Annotated in this window: 17 protein-coding genes and 4 pseudogenes; 10 read left to right on the plus strand and 11 right to left on the minus strand. The window is 52.3% G+C overall.

Features of this window, described 5'->3' with window-relative positions:
* Positions 1–683 precede the first annotated feature (683 nt).
* Positions 684–1,691 (plus strand): formylglycine-generating enzyme family protein, encoded by a 1,008-nt coding sequence (locus tag A4G99_RS23090; protein WP_066148639.1) that lies wholly within the window; start codon positions 684–686, stop codon positions 1,689–1,691.
* 338 nt (positions 1,692–2,029) lie between these two features.
* Here the strand turns inward: A4G99_RS23090 and A4G99_RS23100 are convergent, their stop codons facing one another.
* From A4G99_RS23100 to A4G99_RS23120, 6 genes and pseudogenes are all read right to left on the minus strand, one after another.
* Complete coding sequence (locus A4G99_RS23100; protein WP_066148643.1) at positions 2,030–3,514, minus strand: sulfatase; 1,485 nt, start codon at positions 3,512–3,514, stop codon at positions 2,030–2,032.
* Positions 3,515–3,738: 224 nt separating this feature from the next.
* Positions 3,739–4,244 (minus strand): annotated as a pseudogene (locus tag A4G99_RS24855) (hypothetical protein).
* Positions 4,245–4,373: 129 nt separating this feature from the next.
* Positions 4,374–5,756: a sulfatase-like hydrolase/transferase gene (locus tag A4G99_RS23105; RefSeq protein ID WP_066148645.1), complete on the minus strand. Its 1,383-nt coding sequence runs from the start codon at positions 5,754–5,756 to the stop codon at positions 4,374–4,376.
* Positions 5,757–5,782: 26 nt separating this feature from the next.
* A pseudogene (locus tag A4G99_RS30105) lies at positions 5,783–6,121 on the minus strand (sulfatase-like hydrolase/transferase); the annotation flags it as partial.
* Between the two features lie 473 nt (positions 6,122–6,594).
* Positions 6,595–7,248, minus strand: a pseudogene (locus A4G99_RS24865) (IS6 family transposase).
* 400 nt (positions 7,249–7,648) lie between these two features.
* Positions 7,649–9,046 carry a sulfatase gene (locus A4G99_RS23120; RefSeq protein WP_066148648.1) on the minus strand — a complete coding sequence of 466 codons (1,398 nt, stop codon included), beginning with the start codon at positions 9,044–9,046 and terminating at the stop codon, positions 7,649–7,651.
* Positions 9,047–9,541: 495 nt separating this feature from the next.
* Here A4G99_RS23120 and A4G99_RS30110 point away from each other — a divergent pair, with 495 nt between their 5' ends.
* From A4G99_RS30110 to A4G99_RS23130, 3 genes are all read left to right on the plus strand, one after another.
* Complete coding sequence (locus tag A4G99_RS30110) at positions 9,542–9,736, plus strand: hypothetical protein (protein ID WP_394337490.1); 195 nt, start codon at positions 9,542–9,544, stop codon at positions 9,734–9,736.
* Complete coding sequence (locus tag A4G99_RS26320) at positions 9,702–10,091, plus strand: transposase (RefSeq protein WP_223302201.1); 390 nt, start codon at positions 9,702–9,704, stop codon at positions 10,089–10,091. The genes A4G99_RS30110 and A4G99_RS26320 overlap by 35 nt, the downstream gene beginning before the upstream one ends.
* A gap of 405 nt (positions 10,092–10,496) precedes the next feature.
* A complete protein-coding gene (locus A4G99_RS23130; RefSeq protein ID WP_066148651.1) occupies positions 10,497–11,306 on the plus strand; it encodes a TrmB family transcriptional regulator in 810 nt (269 codons plus the stop codon).
* 5 nt (positions 11,307–11,311) lie between these two features.
* Here the strand turns inward: A4G99_RS23130 and sugE are convergent, their stop codons facing one another.
* Positions 11,312–11,632, minus strand: coding sequence for a quaternary ammonium compound efflux SMR transporter SugE (gene sugE, locus A4G99_RS23135; RefSeq protein ID WP_066148653.1), 321 nt, complete (start codon positions 11,630–11,632; stop codon positions 11,312–11,314).
* A gap of 178 nt (positions 11,633–11,810) precedes the next feature.
* Here sugE and A4G99_RS23140 point away from each other — a divergent pair, with 178 nt between their 5' ends.
* Positions 11,811–12,302, plus strand: coding sequence for an MOSC domain-containing protein (locus A4G99_RS23140; protein ID WP_066148789.1), 492 nt, complete (start codon positions 11,811–11,813; stop codon positions 12,300–12,302).
* Positions 12,303–12,415: 113 nt separating this feature from the next.
* Here the strand turns inward: A4G99_RS23140 and A4G99_RS30115 are convergent.
* The 3 genes and pseudogenes from A4G99_RS30115 to A4G99_RS28140 all read right to left on the minus strand — a co-directional run.
* Positions 12,416–12,739: pseudogene (locus A4G99_RS30115) on the minus strand (PLP-dependent transferase); the annotation flags it as partial.
* Between the two features lie 259 nt (positions 12,740–12,998).
* Positions 12,999–13,874 (minus strand): hypothetical protein, encoded by an 876-nt coding sequence (locus tag A4G99_RS25520; protein WP_150123223.1) that lies wholly within the window; start codon positions 13,872–13,874, stop codon positions 12,999–13,001.
* 762 nt (positions 13,875–14,636) lie between these two features.
* A complete protein-coding gene (locus A4G99_RS28140) occupies positions 14,637–15,386 on the minus strand; it encodes a transcriptional regulator FilR1 domain-containing protein (RefSeq protein ID WP_223302180.1) in 750 nt (249 codons plus the stop codon).
* A 70-nt stretch (positions 15,387–15,456) separates the two neighbouring features.
* Between A4G99_RS28140 and A4G99_RS29145 the strand changes: the two genes are divergently transcribed.
* The 5 genes from A4G99_RS29145 to A4G99_RS24880 all read left to right on the plus strand — a co-directional run bounded on the left by A4G99_RS29145 (position 15,457) and on the right by A4G99_RS24880 (position 19,095).
* Positions 15,457–15,795: a cytochrome P450 gene (locus A4G99_RS29145; protein ID WP_255359192.1), complete on the plus strand. Its 339-nt coding sequence runs from the start codon at positions 15,457–15,459 to the stop codon at positions 15,793–15,795.
* Complete coding sequence (locus A4G99_RS23160; protein ID WP_255359193.1) at positions 15,705–16,664, plus strand: cytochrome P450; 960 nt, start codon at positions 15,705–15,707, stop codon at positions 16,662–16,664. The genes A4G99_RS29145 and A4G99_RS23160 overlap by 91 nt, the downstream gene beginning before the upstream one ends.
* Positions 16,665–16,744: 80 nt before the next feature.
* Positions 16,745–17,164 carry a helix-turn-helix domain-containing protein gene (locus tag A4G99_RS23165; protein WP_082838021.1) on the plus strand — a complete coding sequence of 140 codons (420 nt, stop codon included), beginning with the start codon at positions 16,745–16,747 and terminating at the stop codon, positions 17,162–17,164.
* A 648-nt stretch (positions 17,165–17,812) separates the two neighbouring features.
* Positions 17,813–18,694: a ParA family protein gene (locus A4G99_RS23170; protein ID WP_066148657.1), complete on the plus strand. Its 882-nt coding sequence runs from the start codon at positions 17,813–17,815 to the stop codon at positions 18,692–18,694.
* Positions 18,691–19,095, plus strand: coding sequence for a hypothetical protein (locus A4G99_RS24880; protein ID WP_082838022.1), 405 nt, complete (start codon positions 18,691–18,693; stop codon positions 19,093–19,095). Before A4G99_RS23170 ends, A4G99_RS24880 begins: the two co-directional genes overlap by 4 nt.
* Before the next feature lie 489 nt (positions 19,096–19,584).
* Here the strand turns inward: A4G99_RS24880 and A4G99_RS23175 are convergent, their stop codons facing one another.
* Positions 19,585–20,847, minus strand: coding sequence for a Cdc6/Cdc18 family protein (locus A4G99_RS23175; protein ID WP_082838023.1), 1,263 nt, complete (start codon positions 20,845–20,847; stop codon positions 19,585–19,587).
* Between the last annotated feature and the right edge of the window lie 10 nt (positions 20,848–20,857).

The following is a 20,857-nucleotide window of genomic DNA, read 5'->3' on the forward strand; positions in this document are numbered from 1 at the left end:
ATCATAATCTGCAACAATTATTGTCGTCTTTTTGAATGGACTGATCTTTAATGGAATTATTGTGATAGGAATGGATCACTAATTATTGATGAGGTATGGATGACATGATTGCCGCAGAAAGCTAAGCATTCGTCGTTGTTATTTCATAGATTATATTCGATTTTATGGCGTGCATACTCAAGATCTTGAATTATTATTTAAATATTGGTCATTTGGGGAGTTTTAAGCAGCGACAGTTGAGCGAACAAACAATATTGACGATTTTATTCATGTGGATAAGATTTGGGAGATCGACTGAGTGTAATTAACGAGGGAACAACCAATAACGAGAGGTCAATCTTCGTGCCAAACGCGCATAAAAATGGGATGGCCAACGCAACGTCAAATTGCGATAAGTTCAAGAGTTGATCCGGTACGGGTCTCGTCAAAAGGACGTTCGGGAAGTAATCTTCTCGGTCACCTAGCGACTATTTCTGAGGATCAAGACCGCACCGAGTTTCGCAGGCTTCGATGGTAGTAGCACAGGCAATGACTCTCTTGTGATTGTAGTCGCACCGACACCAGACACACCGTTAGTCGAACCTATGCTCCGTTTTCTTCACTCCGAAACTCTCTCTCTCTCTATCTGATGTCATCGGCTTTCACATCGTAACATTTAGGCTGGGAATGAAGAGATTAGTGGTATGACTGATGACGATCCGGCGTGCTGTGCTGCCTCTCGGGGCGAGAACGCTCCACCGCCTGTGGAGGAGTGTATAGACTCCGCCACCATTCATCGTTCAACGACAAATCCAGCGACAACGAAGGACAATCGTACGGCGAGGATGACCAGATTAAACGGTGGAACATTTACCATGGGGACGGATTCAGACATTGGATTCTCAGCCGACGGGGAAGGACCTGCTCGCGATGTGATCGTGGATCCGTTCTACATCGACAAGTATGCCGTGACAAACGTGCAGTTCCTGAAGTTCGTCCGGGAAACAGGATACACAACGGACGCAGAGAGATATGGTTGGTCGTTCGTTTTCCAGGACTTCCTCACGGACAAGGCGCACGCTTACGTACTTCAGAACGTCAACGATACTCCATGGTGGGTCGCCGTTGAGGGGGCACTCTGGTTTCGACCGTACGGCCCTGGGTCCAACGTGATAGAGGATGATTTGCTGAAACACCCAGTGACGCATGTTTCTTGGCAGGACGCCGCGGCCTACGCCGACTGGGCTGGCAAGCGTCTCCCCACGGAGGCCGAATGGGAGTATGCCGCTCGTGGCGGTCTCAAGGATAAGTGCTACCCATGGGGTGACGAACTGAAGCCAGACGGTAAACACCGGTGTAACATCTGGCAGGGAGAGTTTCCCGAACGTAATCTCGCCGAGGACGGGTACCACAAGACCGCACCTGTGAACGAGTTTGAACCCAACGGACATGGTCTTTACAATGTTTCCGGCAACGTATGGGAGTGGTGCGCCGACTGGTTCAGCGCTAAATACCATACAATAGATGCATACGATCATGACAACCCAACTGGTCCCGATAAGGGCGACGAGCGCGTGATGCGTGGCGGATCGTATCTCTGTCATCGGTCTTGGTGTAACCGTTATCGAGTTGCCGCTAGATCGAAAAACACGCCCGACAGCTCAACCGGAAACATCGGCTTCCGATGTGTTGTCGACGCAGCCACTGAATGAGACACCCCCATTTTCCAGCGTGTTCATGATGCGAGGGGCACGAGATCAGGCGTTTTACCCGGAGACCTACTTCCTCCTGCATGACGTAGTGACGTTCGAACGGGAGATGAGAACTTCGAAAGATCTCGATTTTAACCACCTCCGGAAACACATTAGGCCGGCTCATCCCACATTTCTCGAACTCGCTGATCGCCTTGGCATCTTCATCTGGGAGGAGAAAGCCAATTCATCTATCTACAGCGTCCGATCAAAAACCGAAATCCGCGAGTTGGTGTCGTCGTAACACCACCGAGTCAGGAGTATACCCCGGTGCTGCAGACCCCAGTCGGCAATCATCCTCACCAGGGTGCTTTCCTCTGGGGCAACGGATCGACCGCGCCGGAGAGTCGGTTAACTAGCCGATTGAGCAGCTCCCGTTTGACGTCGGCGTAAGCCGGGTCGTTCCATCGGTTGTTCCGTTCGACGGGGTCCTCAGTGAGATCATAGAGTTCGCCGACGCCGTCTCCCCGAACATGGACGAGTTTGTACCGGTCGGTCCTCAGCATCGTCGCTTGCGCGATAGCTTCGTTCTCGAGTTCGTCGTCAGCGTCGAGGGACAGCGAAGCTCTCCGTTCGTCGATATGCAGCTCACTGAGAACCGACTCACGGTGCCGTTCAAGTGGTTCGTCGCCGTAGAGTCGTGGCCAGAGTGATTCTGCTTGCATGCCCGGATGCGGCTCCTCGCCAGCGGCTTCAAGCAGCGTGGGCGCGAGGTCGGACAGTTCGACCAACGCGTTGGTCTCGATGCCAGTTGGAAGCTCCGTCGGCCAGGAGATGATCAGCGGAACCCGGACGGACGGCTCGTAAAAGTAAGGTCCCTTGAGGTAGATACCGTGGTCGCCGAGTAGTTCCCCGTGATCGGAGGTGAAGATCACGATAGTGTCCTCGCGCTGGTCCGTTCGTTCCAGTGCGTCGAGTAGTTGGCCAACTTGGTCGTCAATCAGGTCGCACATTGCCCAGTACGCCGCCCGGAGCAGACGATGGTCATTGTCGTCCATCTCCGGAAATGGGAATAGACCGGGCGTATTGTATGCATGGCGGTGGTCTTGGCGCTGGAAGACCGGTTTGTCGTCCAGTTCGCCCGATTCGTAATTTGGTAGCGGTATCTCGTCGAGCCGATCGAGGTAACGTTCGAGGTATTCCTGTGGCGGATCGAACGGATGGTGGGGATCGAACATGTTGACCGAGAACAGCCAGGGCTCGTCAAAGTCCTCGTTCGCCTCGACGAACTCGACGCCTTTCTCGGTGCACCACGTCGTCTGGTGATGTTGTGCCGGGACTGACGTGGTCACATACTCAGAGTCCCGAACAGGCGTCCGCTCGAACTCGACGTTTCGGCTGGCAAGCCACTGGTAGTACTCGTTGGTCGGCCAGTGTCGTTGAGTGTCGTGCGACCAGTGGAACTGGGCGTAACCGTCGTCGATTCGCCGTTCCATCATTGGTCGTTCTTCCTCTTTTTCCGGGTTGCAGTTCGAGATATGGAGCTTGCCGGACAACCCGCACGTGTATCCGTTGTCTGCCAACTGCGCAGTGACCAGCGTCTCCTCAGTAGGGATTGATTGGCCATTCTGTCGGACCCCGTTCGTACGAGGATATCTTCCAGTCAAGAAACTTGCACGGCTCGGTGTACAAACAGGGCTCTGACAGTAACAGCGGTCGAACCGGACGCCATCATTTGACAACTGGTCGATGTTTGGCGTGTCAACAAATTCGTTACCGTAGCAGCCGAGCGTGTCGAAGCGTTGTTGATCAGTACATATCCAGAGGATGTTTGGATGTGTCATCTATCGAAGAACCAGTTACGAGATTACACCTTAATGGTTTCGGAGAGTGAGATTGGTGGATACCAACCTTCATGAAAAGAGGTGGTGGAGCTTTACCGAGTAATGGTTCTGAGACGACAGTGAACGCATAAATCGCGACCACTCGGTGCTCTGTCGCCGTCGTGGCGTCAGACAGGATTGTGACACAAGCGTTTTTCGTCTTGTTTAGAGACAAGATATCAAAGTCATGAGTGGTTGACGCTGGTTTCAAAGCTTCTAACGACGTATTTCAGAACCAGTTCTCGGAGCTGACCAAACCAGGTTCACAAGAAAGATCGTCGCCATATTTGTGTCGGAGCGCGAAAAACGTGGTTCAAACGTTGTTAGCAAACACATCATTATACGTTGTTTACGACGCCATACCTACCGAATTCGCGGTACTTAATTACGAATATGATATTTCTGCAAGCAATTTTTGACGAAAGAGGCACCAGATTCTCATATAGAGGTTCCGCTTGCGCGTAATCAAAGTGGTAAAATTGGGCAGTTCAACCAGTTCTACGGGTTTGGCGACAATGCCGTGCATCTCGTGGAACACGTCCAGTAACCGTTCGATACATCTGCTCCAGATACTCGTGGGGCTGTGAATCGCCACGATTATCCAGTCTGCGGTGCCTCCGGCACCGTCTTCTAACTGTGGACCTGGCTCGACGACGACAGCTCTTTGAGCAAGCGAGATTAGCTTAGATATTTTCCGCTCTTACTAACGTCTTTACACGACCCTACAAAGTGGTCTTCGATCTCGTTCGGTGGTACAAATGAGCAATACGGGATGGAGGTACACTGTCCACCACGAATATGACAGCGAGAGAGAACCGACCTACTCGGACACTGCCGGAATTTCGATTTCGTCGGAGACCGGCACGTCGTTGCGTTCGGCCCAATCCAGCCACCGCTCGGCGAGGTCACGTACTCGCTCCAGACAGTCGCCAGCGAGATCGGTCGTCTCGGTGGGGTCGGTTGAGAGGTCGTACAGTTCCCACTGATGGGCGGGAACGCCGTCGGTGCCCCCGAAGTTCTTCCCAACGAGCTTCCACGGCCCGTTTCGATAGGCGGCGTTGCCCTCGTGTTCCCAGGCGATGTCACGGTCACCGGATGGCTCGCCCTCGGTCAACAGATCTGCCAGACTTTCGCTAGTCTCGTCAAGGTCCGCCACTTGGTAGGAATTCCCATTGGCTGCCGTCCACGAGTCTGGGAGGTCGATGTCAAGCAGATCCAAGAACGTCGGCACGAAGTCTCTGGAACTGCCGACGCTCTTGACGATCCCGTCCCGTAGATCGTCGGCGAGACCTGACCAGTCGACGACAAGCGGCGACCTGACTCCGCCCTCGTGGCCGAAGTGCTTGTAGAGTCGATACGGCGTGCTTCCAGCGGTGGACCAGCCAGCGCCGTACTTGAGGCCCTGGTCGGCAGCGGCCGTTCCCATGTCCGCGAGCGACTCGTCCGAACGCGGCCCGTCATCGGCTCCGTGACCGAACTCGTGCCACTCGTAGCACGCCCCGTTGTCGGACATGAAGAGTACAATTGTGTTCTCCCGCTGACCGTGCTCAACCAGGTCGTCGAGTATGCGACCGACGTTCCGATCGATCATCTCGACCATTGCTGCGAACACAGCCATGCGCCGTGCCAGATCAGTCTGACGCTCTGCCGAGAGAGAGTCCCACGCTCTCACCTGATGAGTATCCCAGTCCTCGCGAGCGGGTACGTCACTTCGCGGGGGTAAAACGATGTCGTCGGGAACAACGCCACGCTCGATCATCCGCTGAAGACGGTCCTCTCGAATCACGTCCCACCCCGCCTCGTAGGTCTCGACATACTCTTCGATCAGCGACTGCGGGGCTGCCAATGGGAAGTGTGGTGCGCCGTAGGCGAGGTACAGGAAGAACGGCTGTCGCCCCTCGCTTTCGTCCTGAGAGCGGTCGTATTCGAGGAAGTCGATTGCATAGTCCGTGATGGCGTCAGTCTGATAGAACGTTTCTCCCTGTTCGTACTCGGTCGATTTCGGGTCGTGCTGGTAGGAGCGTTCTTCGACGGCGTCCGATAGGAGTCGGTAGGTGTCTGAGGAGTGGGAGAGCAAGCAGGTATCGGGGTCCCACGGCGACTCGGCATACCCAGTAAATCGGAACGAGTGATCGAAGCCGCGGACCCGCGGTCCCGGGGGGCGTCCGATTCGCCGAAGTTTGCCGTCGAACCCAGGTGCCACTTTCCCGAGTGGTACGTTCGGTACCCCTCCTTGCCGAGTAGTTCCGGTAGGAAAACGTGATTCTGCCGCAGTTCGCCGTCCCCAGTCAGTACGTCGAAACCCAGACGATGGTTCGTGTGACCGGTCATGATCGATGCTCGCGTCGGCGAACAGCGTGGCTGGACGTAGAAGTCGCGAAACTGTACACCACTCTCGGCAATGTCGTCGACGTTAGGTGTCGATATCTCGCCCCCGTAACAGCCGAGGTCGCTGTATCCCAGGTCGTCGACAAGGGCGAGGACGACATTCGGCCGGTTATCCTCGCTCGTTGATGGTGCTGCCGTCGTTTCTGACCGATCAGCGGTGTCCGAGGAGTTGTCAGTCATCGGTAGACACCGCTCTTGTTTGCCAAATCAGCTGTCGGTACGCCTTGCTTCAGAGCCTCACGAAACATGAGTTAACATTTCACAGACAGACCATAAATATGTACCGTTCCTCTCAGTATCGACGGTAAGAACGTCTCACCAGCCAGATCTGATACAGTCAATCACGAATATGGTGCGACGTCGCATCAGAAAATGCCTAACTATCAGAAATGAACAATTCCGAGACACAGCAGAAGTCGATGCTGCCCGTAGTGCTAACTGGAGAATTCTTCGAACGGGCTGTGGCCCAGTAGCGGTTGCACACGATCGGTAACAGAGGAACCATCCGCCTCATGTGACGCACTTCTCCCTCTCCGTCGGATTCTCCGAATCGGTGGGCATATTTGTTGTGTGATAGTCTACGCTAAATCAATCATGGCACCATTCCCATACGTTCCCCAAAACGTTGTATAGACCGGCACGGCACTGTCTAGTCAACGATTCTGCACCTCCTCGACAGGCGTGCGGTTGTCAAGCGCTTGATTCGGTCGCTGGAAATTATAGTAGTAGACGAAGGCGGCGAGCCAGCGCACAGCGCTGCTCGGGCGCCCATCTACGTCTGATGAAATCGGTCGATTCGAATGGTGAGCGTCTGGAACCACTTTTCGATCAGATTCCGATCGACGTAGTCGAGGTGACCACGCAGATCGCACCGCGCTCGCGCGGTCAAATGTCCCATCCCGTCGACGAGAAACGTCGTCTCAGAGAAGTCGTGTTTCTTGGCCAGCTGGCCGAGAAACGCGGCGGCTGGGTTCCGTTCCCTGCAGCTCTGAAACGACCGCACCGAGCAGCAGTTTCGTCTCAATATCGATCGCGGCGTACAGCCAGTGCTGCTTGGTACCTATTTTCACCGCTGTTTCGTCGACCGCGACCCGCGACGGCGAAGCCGTCAGAGGGTCTGGGGTGGCCTCCACAGTGCAGTGAACCCACTGCCACACCGCTTGATGTGACCGGACCACACCGAACTGCTCGAGCGCGGCGGCCGTCTCACGAAGCGAGATTCCTGTCGAGTGAAGTCGCACCGCGAGCGCTCTCAGGGCACTCGCGGTGCTCTCGTCGTCCCAGCATTCAAGCGGATTCGAATCCAGAGAGACAGTGAACGGTTCTTGGGCAGCCCTAACATCTGTCTCCAAGAACTGTTCGTTCTTTGCCTAGACAGTGCCACGGCAACGAATATCTCATCCTCTCTAATGAAACGGACGGGGGAGAGAGGGAATCGTGGCTTACACGGCCGGTAGCCATCGCAGAGATTGCCGCAGGAGAGCTGCTCGAAAGTACGTCCATACCAAATCACGAGCGAGCCCCGTCCGCCTATATTTTTGGAATGTTTTTACGATCGTGCCCTTCATGTGGAGCAGACGTAATCCAAGAAAACGCGGGAAGTTGCTGTGGTCCTTCACAACGAGGTCCTGATGGTGAACCGTTGAAAGCGTTCGTCTGTAAGAATTGCTCTGTTCAGCTCTTTGTTTTTGAAAGATAGGGCCTCGTTTAGCGCACGTTGGGGGCTTCAAACGGCTCTGTATATGGGTGGAGAACATCTTGCTTGTCGACGACAGCACCGTCAGGCTTAGAAACGGCTCCTTCAAGAAGTGGGTCGTTGGTCCGCTCCATCCAGTTTCTCAAGCGATTTCGAAGATCTTCGTAGACGTCCTCGTATCTGGAATCGTCTACAAGGTTATTTCGCTCGGTTGGGTCGTGAAACAGGTCATAGAGTGCCTCGGTAGGGGGCTGTTGCTCGAAGAATCCAAGATCGAGGAAGAATTGTTTCGTTGGCCCGTTGTCCGTGTTTGGGGCGACGTGCTGATCGTAGTTTTCGTCGAATCGCCGAACATACCGGTACCGTTCTGTTCGGATAGATCGCTTTGGCTCGTATGCAGCATGATACGTAACCTCGCTGAAGACCTCGTTCCGAATCGAGTCAACGGTGCCGTGGAGTAACGGAAGTATCGATTCGCCTTCTACCCAATCTGGAACCGGTAATCCAAGAAAGTCACAGAAGGTGGGGAATAGGTCGATTTGAGAGACGAGTTCGTCCACGATGGTTCCTCGTTGCAAATCCGCTTCATCGGGGAACCGGGCAATCAACGAAATCCCGGTGCCCCCTTCCGAGAGATTGCACTTCATCGTTGGAAATGGGATTCCGTGATCGGTCGTGAATAAAAATAGTGTCTCTTCGAGTTGGTTCGTCGCAGTAAGCGTATCGATTATCCGACCGACGCATGTATCGACGTACTGAGCTAGAACGTGGTACGCAGCCATCTCCTCCCGTACTGGTGGAACATCGGGTAATGGTTTCGGTGGCCCCACGTAGTTCGAATCCATTACGTCTTGGTCAAGTGGCAACGGCTGGTGGGTATTGTCGAGCCCAACCGAAAGGAAAAACGGGCGATCGGCGTTCTTAGTGCTGGATTCTTGAAGATAGTTAACTGCAGCCTCGGTGATTGCGAGATCGTGTCGAGTATGGTCGTGATCGATCGGTAGTTCGCCAATTGCTGACTCGTCACCCTCAAGAACACGGTCGTAGCCTAATACTCCTCCAACGTTGACTCCCTCCTGGGCTGATGTTGCGATTTCGTGTTGCTGGCCGGCGAGTACCGTTTCGAATCCCTGGTGCGAGAGATAGTTCGCAAGGTGATGATCGTAGTTATCTATTTCAAACCCACGGTGGGCTAATCCGATTAGTCCATTTGAGTGTGGACTGGAGCCAGTGAGAAGTGCCCCTCGACTTGGTGAACAGGTTGGTGCAGCGCAGTATGCATTCCTGAAAAGGGTCCCTTCATTGGCGAGTCGCTGTAGGTTTGGTGTATCTATATCATGGCCATAGGGGCCTATGTATCGACCAGTATCGTCTGTGTGAACGATTACGATATTTGGATCCGTGCTCATCCGTGCCTAGTTTCGTTTTGTTATTCCAGTATATTCTTTCCGCTCTTAGGTAGAGGATTGTTGGTCTGTTCTCAGCAGTAGCTGGAAGTCACAGCGGACAAGGGTGACGCGTTAGGGTCTAGCGCAAGTTCTTGACCTTTGGGCGCGTATTTCTCTGAATAGGAGCGCGACGAGCTGTCGTTGAACGACACCTATCAGACGAAGAGCTACGAATAGAAATCAAGAAGGCGGACGACCCGAAAGTCGTCCGCTGGCTCTGTTTCGTTAATAATCTCGATGCTGAAGATACGATCAAAGAAGCCACTACACGATTCGGCGCGAGTCGCAGCATCTGAAGTCAGTGGCTCGAACGCTGGGATGAAATCGGACTGAATGGCTTGATTCCACGCTTCGGGGGGCGGTAGGCTTCCGAAGCCCTCACACCAACAATCACGCGACCTCCAGCGACTCCTTGAAGAAGGTCAACCGTGGACGACCCGCGAAATCACACGCCTGATTGAGGACGAGTTCGGTGTCAGCTACCATCCTGGCCACGTTCAGCGAATTTACCGAACTGTGTATAGTATGTCGTATGCAATTCCACGGCCAGAGACACCGTCTCAACCGGCGAACGCTGACGAGATTCTCGGCGAGGAGAACGATAAGGAGGCCGCTGATCCCGGAGAGACAGTTCTCGGCTTCTTTCGATGAATCATGGCCGATGTCGACAGAAAATCGGCATCGGCTCTGGGGCTTTGGCACGCCACGCATCGTGAAGCACATGCCGCGTGTGAAAACGACAACTGTCAGTTTCTACGCGATCAACGGTGTAAGCGTTCTCAGATCACTCGAAAGTCTCCACAAGGAACGAATCGTGGAGATGTTCGAAGCAATCCGCGAACAGAATCCGGCCGGTCAGATTCTGCTCGTCTTGGATAACTTCTCCTCACACGTCTCTCAGCACACACGCACGCGAGCCAAAGAACTCGGCATCACGTTGGTCTTTCTGCCCATCGCCTCGCCGCATCTCCAACCAATCGAACCCGTCTGGAACAATCTCAAATGAATTAAGGAGACGTGATGTTATTCGAACCCAATTCGAAGATTTCTGAGTGTGATGTTCGTCGCGAGTCCCTGACATTCGAACGGGTGACAAAGATTACTCAGTTCAGTCCCAATGGCAGTGAATCGCTGAACGCATCAACTCTCGATAGCTAAACAATTGTAGTTGATTCGAAGCACACTCACTACGCACAGATCGATGTGGGGGTCCCGGGGGTTGGTTACTTCCGCTTAGAGACCAAAGCGGCAGTAACTCGGACACCATTACTTCCAGTGTAATTCACCAATAGAACAGCTCTATCTGCCAGAATCAGCCACATAACTGTTGGTAAAGTGTATACCGCGATATCAAAATCCATCCTACGGAGTGGTACCAGAGTTTATCACATCATAGAGTCGAGGACGAACTATGACGTCGCTTCGTGATCTCGGACTCTCAAGCTATGAAGAAAAAGCATATCGTGGGCTTTTGACGCTCAGGTCCGGTACCGCAGAAGAAATCTCAGAGGCAAGTGATGTCCCAATGGGCCGTATCTACGATGTCCTTTCCAGTCTTGAGTCACAGAACGTTATCCGTCGGCAACCAGACCGCCACCCACGAACATACATTGCTGTCGAACCTGAGCGCACTGTTGACCGCTTGCTCACGGCTCGTCGCCGTGATCTTCACCAACAACAAACGCAGTATGAAACGGTCGCAGCGGAAGTTCTCACCGAGTTAGAAACTATTGCTCCGGTGGAAGGCCATTTCTGGCCTGCGACTGTCGGTCAGGGTGAAATTGCAGAGCTATTGGCTGATCGATTGGATGCCGCTACTAACAACCTCGTAATTACCGCAACCACGACCGCTGGCGGACTCTTCGGCTTTGAAGAAGTATATACACAGACGATTGACCGTCTTACCGATACGCTCAATCGAGGTGTGAGCGTTCGATTCCTATTCACAGACCAGCTTGTTATGGAAATGCCTGACCCACTCGTGACAGAACTCGACCACCTTCTAGATGTCCACGAGAACTTTGAACTTCGAACGACAGCTACGCTCTACAACACCTACGATGTTGTTGATGAGGAAAATATCTGTGTATACGTCGCGAATCCATTTGATCAAAATTCGATCCTTGGGACGGTCCAAGTGACCAATGAGAACATCGTTCAGTTCGTCCAGAAGCAATGGCAGCCCCGATGGGAAGTTGCCTCCAATAATGAGAGTAGCTGAACCGGTCAGTGACCGCCAGTGAGTTTTAACCCGGCAACACCAGCGATGATGAACCCAATGAAGAGAAACCGGGGGACATTTCGTGGTTCTCCAAAAAGGAGAATTCCAGCGATAGCAGTCCCAACTGCTCCGATGCCGGTCCAGACAGCATAGGCTGTTCCGATTGGGAGCGTTTTGACCGCTTGTGCGAGTAGTCCCATACTGAGAACCATCGCAAGAATAGTCAATACGCTGGGAACGGGGCGAGTAAACCCTCCTGTGTATTCAAGACCGACCGCCCAGCCAACCTCAAAGACGGCAGCGATGAGGAGATACGTCCATGACATGGCTAAAAATCAGGGAGAAGAAAGAATAACGATTGTCAATTTTATCGCATCTTGTTGTTTGTTTATTGAGAAATATAGAAAACGTCCACCAACACCAGCAAATGGACATGTTGCCATGTACCTGTCCAACAATACTTCTACCCGTACGCTTATACTCCTGTCAAACAGCATAGCACACATGACCGGAAGTGGCACCGTCGAACGGATTTTTACTGCACCAGAGGCCGAAGTTGAGATGGAAGAGCGGACTGATGTTGAAGCAATTGCCAAGAAGGGGCTCCGAGGAGATCGCTATTTTAGCGAGATTGAGACGGGAACCTTCGTCGACTGGGAGCCAGATGAGGAACGCCACGATGGATACGACCTTACGTTAATCGAGCAAGAAGCTGTTACAGCAATCGAACGTGAAGCGGGAATCGAACTCGCACCGGGAGAGCACCGACGGAACATCGAGACTCGTGATGTCGCACTCAATCATCTCGTTAGACAACGATTCCGTATCGGTGAGGCCATCTGTCGAGGGGATCGGCTGTGTGAACCATGTAATCATCTTCAGCGTATCACTCACGATGGCGTATTGCAGGCACTCACTCATCGCGGAGGACTCCGAGTGGATATTCTTGAGGATGGAATAATTCGTCCCGGAGACGTCATCAAACCGCTTGAGTAATCCGTACTTTTTCGGTTAGAAATGATTCGTATTCCCGCTTCACGGCTGTCACGACCAGTAGACAACCGACTCGCTTGCGGATCGGGATAGTTGAGTGGAAAGAGAATACGCGCCTACGGCAGCGCTGTCCGGAGGTCCTCACACAGGTTATCGGCGTCTTCGAGGACAACTGACACCCGAACCAACGTCTCCGGGGTCTCTGCCGTTGTCTCTCCGTAGCCAATTTTGCGGAAATCATCAAGGATGGTACCTCAATCAAACTCTCCGTTCCACCAAGACTCCCCCAGCGTAAACACCTCAAGTCCTTCAATGAATGCTTCAAGCTCGACGATCGTCCCATCAAACTCGAACGAAAATATCCCACAGTACCCCGACATATTATTACTCACAAGCTCGTGTTGCAGGTGATTCTCCAGTCCCGAATAATAGACACGACTTGGAAGACGAGAAATCAGAAGCTAAACACACTGTTGTTTTTATCCACGAATCCAGAGTGTATTTCCGTGAGAGCCGTTCTTCCCCATTCTTCCGACGTGAATATGAGTCGAAGAATGGGGAAGAAAACACACTCTGCAGTAGTCAACCAATGATTCCACATCGGATGGGGTCGCAATTTGCGACCCCCTCGTCATCTGTGTATTCTGGGTTCAGCCCAAGAACACACGTCCATCATCCGGGAGAAAAACAACAGTGTGTTTAGCTCCCCTCCGTCGTTGCGTTCAATAATGTATCCATCTGTTCGTCCGCCTCGGCTCCTACTATATCGTCAGAGTCGTCTTGTGTGTCAGTCTCGTCGTTTTCACTGTCTGTGACGTCCATTCCGGACGCTTCCCGAGCAAACTGCTCAAACTCTCCTGCATCCGCAACAAGCCGTGCTGGCGACTTTCCCCGTTCGCCCGGTTCGAACCGGATTAAGTGCTCTTCGTGATTTGGATCGTCGCGGTTGCCAGAGAGCCGAGCAACGAACCGCATTGCCCGCTTCGTCGTCTCATTATCGTGTTTGACGCCAGCTTCTGCGAGGATATTTGCTGCATCGGGCGTCGTCACGATGAGATTCCCGCCAGAGGTTTTCCGTGATCGCGCATAGAATTCAGGCCAGATAAACGTAGAACGCTTCTTGTTTCCTCTCAGCGCGTCCGGATTCGTTTTGCGCTCTTTGGTACGCGTCTGAATGGGCAGATCATTCGTCCCAGCGTCGATCACGTCTTGGACGTCGATCTCTCCCGTTTCGAGATCCCAGAGCCGCTCATCGAATCGTTCGCGGCGAGATTTGAGAGCGTCGTGAAGCCGATCGTGTTTTCGCATCCATTGTGCATGTTCTCGTGCATGGCCGACAGCGGTATACCCAACACGTTCAATGCGGTCGGTACGCTCGCGAATGGTAGCGAATTCTTGTGTGACGTGCGTTTCAAGTGTCTCAATGCGCTCTGCTTTGCGCTCATTCGCGTCACGGAGAGCAGCGTTTTCTCGTTGAAGGCCGGCCACTTCGTCTCGGAGGGTGGCTAGTTCTTCACGGAGTTCGGCGACTGCGCGTGCGCACTCGCATGTTGCTGTGCTATCCGTTGTGCTCATCGACGCTCACCCAGTGGAGAGAGTCCGAGATCCTCGGGTGACAGCTCTTCCAGCTGGTTTGCAACTTGAGAAAGTCCCTGTCTCTCAGGATCGTACATCTCGTAGCAAATCAACCAGAGACGGATTGTCGTCGGTGACACATTGAAATGGGTGGCGGTGCCAGCGATTGTTCCAGCTTGCTTGTAGGCTGTCTGCAATCGATCTGGGTCCCGGTACGGATGTTGCTCGAGTTTGTCGACTGTCGTCAGCGACGATAGTGCCGTTGAAAAGCCAACATTCGAGGCGGATTGGTTAGATGAACGTGATCTACTCTTGTCGGTCGTGTCTGTCCACCGATCTAGTCGGCACTGCGTGTCCGGTAGCGGGGAACCTTTACAAGAATGGGTTTCGAAGCTTTGGGTACTCTGGGACATAATCTAAGTGTGATGCTTGGGTGTGTTCTGTACCAGAGATGGCCGGTGCGCCGGCGAACGAGTGATTAGAGCCCACGTACGTTCGCTGCTTTGCGCACCGGTGATACCGACCCGAGAGCCATACGTATCCAGGAACAATTCAAGTCCCGTAGAGTGACAATTGTCGCTTAACGACAGTCATCGGGCGGTGATCTCTGGTGTGATTTGCGCTTCTCACTGGGGTGTATTATTTGCACCGCCGTTTACGATGTAAAAGCATATGAAATGTTTTAGAAACACAGCAGTATTTCCCACCGATTTATTAAAACAGGAATGAACGACAGAAGGGCTTCTGAACTACCTAGCACCCCTATTCGAGCAATATCTCGGAAGCAGGCCGTGCCTTCACTCGATAGGATTCATACAGCTCTGACCCCCAGTCAACGAGCTGATCGTTCGAACTGATGATCATCGCAATATGCCGCCCGCTTCCTGCCTCATTGTACGCTGCAACAGCGACCTTGCGGTCGTCGTAGAGTCCAATTCCGAGCGTCTGGGGCTCTTCTATCACGAGCGGCCGATAGTTATCGTACTTACCGCTCTTGACTGCATACCGTGTCCCTCTAGTGGCGGCGGCTTCTTTGGCCGTTGGCCAGTCTAGAATGGCCTCTGCTTCGATACCGAGTTCCAGCAGCCCACGATATGCTTGAAAGAGAACGGGATTATAAACCGAACAGAGGCATCGGAACTGGCTGATGTTTCGGTCATCCAGTTTGAGACACGTTTCGAGAACCGACGCTGGATTACGTGGATTGGAAACGACAAGGTCAGCATCGACGAGTGCTGCGACTGGGAACGTTGCAGCATCCAGCGGAAGTCGCTGCAGCCACGGTGCTTTTTCGATGAGTTGCTCAACGGCCGTGCACAGTTCACCGTATGCACAACAGACGTCCTTTCCAGTGGCTGTGATTCGTTGGAGGCCTCCCTCCTCAGAGATCCATTCGTACTCCGCAAAGGTCGCAAGAATACGCCGAATCGTCGATTGAGACGGCAAATCGCTCGAAATAGACTGTAGCTCGCTCAGTTGATACGGATGCTTCGTAAGCTCCTGTAACCACACTCTCGGTTTCGCTCGCGACCCATTCGAGTTCACGTACAATGCAATCGAAGAGTGTGGCGATATCTACCGGTTGGTTCTTCCAACCGAAGAAATCTATGTGTTAGCCCACCCCGAATTTTTTAGACAAGTCTTGATCGACGACGTTGAGGCATTCGGTAAGACAGAGGATTTCCAGATGGCATTCGGTCAAGGAGTGCTCGCTACCGAGGGCGACCAATGGCGCCGACAGCGGAACATTCTCCAGCCATTGTTTCACCGCAAGCAAGTCGCTGGCTACGGAGACTACATGGTTGAGGCAACACAGCGGCGTCTCGAGACGTGGTCAGCGGGGAAGATTCGGGATATCGAATCAGAGATGCAAATCTCACCCTCGAAATTCTCTTTGCGACACTCTTCGGCCGTGAGCTAACACCAGGAGACGGAAACGAACTTCGAGCCGCATCGGATGGTCTCAATAGTTGGGTTGCACCAACGTCCTGGTTGCTACCGAATTGGGTCCCGACACCGTCACGTCGCCACTTTTCCGAATCAAAGGAACAGCTTCGATCGGAAATTCGCAGACTGCTTTCTGAACACGGTGAGAAGTCGAAGCCTGACAGCCTCGACCAAGAAACACTCTTGTCAAAACTTGCAGAGGCTCGTGAAGCGAGCGGTCAAGATCACCTGAGTACCGAGGAAGTCGAAGGACAGCTGCTCACAATGCTCTTTGCAGGCTATGAGACGACTGCGGCCGCTCTTGGGTTCACCTGGTACGCCTTATCCCAAAATCCCGAGAGTCAACAGGCGTTTCACGAGGAAGTCGATGCGGTACTAGGCGGTGAGCCACCAACACATGCCGACATCACTGACTTAGAACTCACACAGCGGATTGTGACCGAGACACTTCGCATGTACCCGCCGGTGCACACAATCCCTCGCCAAACTACACAGGATATGAACGTCGATGGATATCGAATTCCAGCGGATACACAAGTTCATCTCCCACTGTTAGCGATACACCGTGATGAGCGATTCTACGACGATCCATCGTCATTCCGTCCAGATCGGTGGACAGGTGAGTTTGAGGACTCGCTGCCTGACTACGCATTTATTCCATTCGGTGGAGGACGTCGGACGTGTATCGGGCGAGAATTTGCGACATTGGAAGCAACGCTTGTGTTAGCGACGATCGGTCAACACTGGACGCTTGAATGGATGGGTGAGGAAGCGGTTTCAATCGAACCAGAAATGACGATGAAGACACAAAATGGACTCTCCATGCAACTTCGGCCACGGTAAGTAGACTCGTCGGCTCTTTTGTCGGTAGATTCGGTCGGTGTGTGAGAAAGAACTATTAATAATCACTAGTCCACTCACGTATGAAGACAGAAGATGATGAGTTGGCAGAGGGGACAGTACTCCCAGATGAACGTGTAGCGAGATTCGAACAGCTACTGGATGAAAAATCCGAGTTAGAGCTCACGGAGACGATGGCCACGGTATGTGGAGTGCATATAGCAGCATTCCGTGTATATCTTACTGTCCTCGATCATCCACACAGCACGATCGCTGAAATCGCTGAAATTCTCGACCGTGATCAGAGTACGATTGGGAAGCAATTGCAACCGCTATACGAACAAGAATTGATCACTCGGTATCCACGCACTGTCAGTAGTGGTGGTGTCAAGTATTTGCATGTCGCCCAACCACTTGCAGAAACCGCGGAGTGGCTACAGCAGGAGCTGGACAGATGGACAGATGCAGTCATGGCACAACTATCACGACTTGGCGCAAACTAGCATATGGGATGAGTTTGGGTATATCGCTAATTGCGATGTGAGAAGTTCGTTCGATGTTCACGATTCGTACGAATTGTAGAATTCGTTGGAACGGCTTTGTTTCCCACCATATAGATCGACGACAGAAGGCCTTGCACTGTGTGTTTCGTACGAATCGTACAGTTCGCTAGAATAGCTTTGTTTCTTAGCCCCTGAACCGACGACGGCAAGTCTCGTAGCTTAAGATTCATGCGGGGTTTACGATTCGCGAGATTCGTACGATTCGCACATAACGGTTATACAATCCTGATGTGATGGTTGGAACAGAGGCACTCGCGAAGTTTACGAACTTCGCGATTCGTACGACTCGCAGAGTTCGTTAGGGGCAGCCCGTCTCTCAGCTTGTGAACTGGTGAAGGAGAGTTCGTACAATGAACCGTCTCGGGGTCAAGTCCCGAGGGTGAAGCCCGTACGCTCCACCTGTAGACATCATACGATGTTTACGATTCGCAAGATTCGTAAAGTTCGCACATAACGTTTATACAATTCTGATGAGATGGTTGGAACAGAGGCACTCGCGAAGTTTACGAACTTCGAAATTCGAACGATGTTTGCGAATCGTACGAATCGAACGATTCGTAAAGTTCGTTGAGTGCAGGAGAATCAATCATGGCAGAGGAACACAACAGCGGAGAACCGCGCGCCGTTTCTGTCGGCGTACTCAAAGGCGGGTTCGGAAAGACAACGACGGCGATTAACCTCGCTCGTGAATTAGCTCATCGAAACGGCTCAGCTCTCGTTGTCGATCTCGACGACAACGGCCACATGAGCCAGAACCTCGGATTCACAGAGCAATATAGTGCCGAAGAGAATCACGCCGAAGCCGTTCTCATCAACGGTGAGGATCCAACGCAATACATTCAAACAGTAAGCCACGGGCTCGATATTTTCCCTGCCCACGTGCAACTCGAAGACGTCCAGAGTGGGCTAAAGGAAGCGACAATGGGAACGACACGACTCAAGGAAAATCTCATCAATCCGCTACTCGGTGATGAGTACGAGTACATTGTGGTCGACTGTCCAGCAAATCGAGGGAAGCTGAACGACAACGCAATGTACGCGACAGGGAATATCATCATCCCTCTTCGTGCAGAGAGTGGATACGAAAGCGGCCTCTCCAGTACCGTTCAACGGCTCGTTCAAGAAGCACGGCAGTACTTTGAGTTGAACATCCTCGCGATCACCCCCACAGACTTACAAGATCGCATCGACCAGGACACGCGCGACCGTTCACTCCTCCAGGAGATCAATAATCGAGATGGTGTCTCGAAACTCGTGCCAAACTATGCGCGAATAACCAATGATGATTGGGAAGCGATTGATCAAGGGAAACAAAACGGTAATCTGCCGGGGATTCGACACCGAGCGGCGATCGATCGTGCGCACGATGAAGGCGTTCCACTTCGAGACTACGATGAGACGTGCGATCAGCTCGAAGCCTACGACGAACTCGCTCAAATCGTCGAGCAGGGGGAGGTGGTGCACAAATGACGGCGTTTGACGATCTCGAAAATGCAATCAACGAGGGAACAGAGAAGACATCAACTTCGAGCAGTTCGTCCGAGTCTGGCGCTTCGGAAGAATCGCAAACATCGAACGAATCTCACGACTCGCGCGAATCGAAAACATCTGAAGAACCAAAAGATCCACGAAAAACACCTGCATTCGAGTTTTCTTCAAATCTACGACGGAGTATCTACACACGCGAAGAATCGTGGCAGGAGTTTGAGGATGCACGAGATCTAGAGATGACGCGAGAGTTGCGGGATGCTGGTGTCCGGAATCACGAGAGTCGTGAAGTTCACGATGCGATGGTTCGGTTAGCGGCGGAAAATCCCGAAAAGATGGCACAGTTAATCCTTGACGCACGCGGTGTCGACGAAGAACAGTAGCTAAGGGAGTGCTTCAGCACATTCCAAAAGATCGTCCTCAGTCTGACAGATACACAGACTATCTGCTTCATCTAGCATATCAAAGATTGCAGTCTGCATTCCATGATACGGCTTCTCGAGATTGACATTCGTATCAACTTCATCAGGATCGATGTCGGAAAAGTCACGCTGGAAAACAGCGTCTTTGTGAAATACCCTACCCTACACGCTCGCTGACGCTCCCCTCTTAAGGCGGACGAGAATGTCACAGTCGTTTAACCGTTTGGATGTTTAAACATCGTACGATTCTACCGACTCGTACGATTCGTGCGAATCTCAAACATCGCAGCAGTCAGGAAATTTGCGAAATACGCTTACTACCAGTTCTCGCCCGATCTGACGGAGAGCAAATTCGGGAACAAAACTATTCGAAGTTAGTATTGGATACTAACTTCGGATGGTATAGATTATTTGAACCATCAACAGCTTTCTTGAATGTTCAACGTAGGATCAGCTGCTTTGAAGATCAGACACGATACTCTGCTTCGTTTTTGGCTGTTCAAATACAGTATCGAGAACCATATCCGAGTCGCGCAAGAGGGAGTGTTCCCGATAGCTCCCTTCACTCTTGCCACCACCGGTATGCCGATTTTCAGTGACGTCACTAAAGGCCCATTCTTTCAACAGTTCCAGCACTCGCTGGTGACTGAGGGGATTAGTTCCCTCACTCTTACAGACGTCTTCATACACACGGTAGATCTCGCCTGTGCTGAATGCTTGTTTCAGGGAAGATTTCTGTAGATAGGCGAGCGCGAATAGGACATATTTCGAATGGGGAGTCGATCCCCGAATTAGCTCTTGGAACCGCGACATTTCCGCATAATCCTGTGCTGCATCAACATGCTCCTCTGTGACACTAGAATCGCCATTCCGAGCAGCCAGCTTTCCAGCGCTCGAAAGAATTTCAATTGCTTTCCGTGCGTCACCATGCTCACGCGCGGCAAGCGCTGCTACGCGTGGGATAACACCATCTTCGAGAACATCGGGTTGGAATGCATCTCGCCGTTTACTCAGAATTTCACGGATTTGCCCGGCATCATACGGATGGAAGACGAGTTCATCGTCTTGGAAGCTGGATTTCACCCGCTCGTCAAGATTCTCGTAATACTCGATTTTGTTGCTGATTGCAACGACACCGATATAACAATCCGTTTTACCACTCTCTTCGGCTCTCGAGAGTTTAAATAATATCTCATCGTCACCCAGTTTGTCAATCTCGTCGATAATAGCAATGAGAACATCAGCATCGTCAAGGAGCGTATAGAGATAATCCATATACTCACTAGATCCGATCCCCTTATCTGGAATATTGAGTGAGCGGGTAGACTGGAATTCAGCTTGTTGGGAGAGAGACCGAGCGACGCGAGTAATAGTGTTTGCTTGATCGCAATCAATATAGGCAGAAATGAGAGAGACGTCGTTAGTTTGGGCGATTGCTCGAACACGTCCAGTGACGTGTCGGGAGACTAGCGATTTTCCTGATCCTGTTTTCCCGTATACAATCGCATTTCCGGGTGGATCGCCGAAAACACCTGGTTGGAGCAACTCTTCTATATCTTTGATTTCCGCGTCGCGACCGACGATGCGGTCGCTGTCAGGAACATGACCGATTCGAAGTAGCTCACGACGCGCGAAAATAGAGTCATTACGCTTGGTAAGTGGATCGTCAGCGAGGTCTTCTGGATCCGGCGTGGGGATAGGATCGTTTGGCACGTTATTACAA

Source organism: Haladaptatus sp. R4 (assembly GCF_001625445.1).
Taxonomy (GTDB): Archaea; Halobacteriota; Halobacteria; order Halobacteriales; family Haladaptataceae; genus Haladaptatus.

Coding starts and splice junctions, on each gene's coding strand:
- A4G99_RS23090 (WP_066148639.1), top strand. CDS start 684: ATGACTGATGACGATCCGGCGTGCTGTGCTGCCTCTCGGGGCGAGAAC.
- A4G99_RS23100 (WP_066148643.1), bottom strand. CDS start 3,514: ATGACACATCCAAACATCCTCTGGATATGTACTGATCAACAACGCTTC.
- A4G99_RS23120 (WP_066148648.1), bottom strand. CDS start 9,046: ATGAGCACGGATCCAAATATCGTAATCGTTCACACAGACGATACTGGT.
- A4G99_RS23130 (WP_066148651.1), top strand. CDS start 10,497: ATGACGTCGCTTCGTGATCTCGGACTCTCAAGCTATGAAGAAAAAGCA.
- sugE (WP_066148653.1), bottom strand. CDS start 11,632: ATGTCATGGACGTATCTCCTCATCGCTGCCGTCTTTGAGGTTGGCTGG.
- A4G99_RS23140 (WP_066148789.1), top strand. CDS start 11,811: ATGACCGGAAGTGGCACCGTCGAACGGATTTTTACTGCACCAGAGGCC.
- A4G99_RS25520 (WP_150123223.1), bottom strand. CDS start 13,874: ATGAGCACAACGGATAGCACAGCAACATGCGAGTGCGCACGCGCAGTC.
- A4G99_RS23165 (WP_082838021.1), top strand. CDS start 16,745: ATGAAGACAGAAGATGATGAGTTGGCAGAGGGGACAGTACTCCCAGAT.
- A4G99_RS23170 (WP_066148657.1), top strand. CDS start 17,813: ATGGCAGAGGAACACAACAGCGGAGAACCGCGCGCCGTTTCTGTCGGC.
- A4G99_RS24880 (WP_082838022.1), top strand. CDS start 18,691: ATGACGGCGTTTGACGATCTCGAAAATGCAATCAACGAGGGAACAGAG.